Source organism: Leifsonia sp. SIMBA_070, from assembly GCF_046534635.1.
Classification (GTDB): domain Bacteria; phylum Actinomycetota; class Actinomycetes; order Actinomycetales; family Microbacteriaceae; genus Leifsonia.
Genome location: NZ_JAWRYK010000357.1, coordinates 1 through 267 on the forward strand (window position 1 = coordinate 1; position 267 = coordinate 267).

General features: G+C 52.4%; 1 protein-coding gene. It reads left to right on the plus strand.

Going from position 1 to position 267, the window contains the following annotated elements; genetic code table 11:
* A partial coding sequence (locus tag SB754_RS20665; RefSeq protein ID WP_410784232.1) for a hypothetical protein occupies positions 1–267 on the plus strand: 267 nt, incomplete at both ends.

Here is a 267-nt window from a genome sequence, read left to right on the forward strand (position 1 = left end):
GCATCGCATCGGGCGAAAAGGGCGTCATTGCAAAAAACGTATACGACTTGTCGAAAGTCGAGCTTGCGGTATTGATCGCGTCAAACGACTCCAGCGATGAGGCGTTTGATCGCGCGGCTTACGAGATCTCCCGCGACGCCTTCACATCTGGTGGAATTGACGAAAAAGCAAAAGCCCTCGCTGACGCATCTGGTCGCAGCCATGAAGCTTGCTTAAAGCTGATTAACGCAAAGCTGTCTCGCAAAAACGCTGAGCTCATCTCGCATC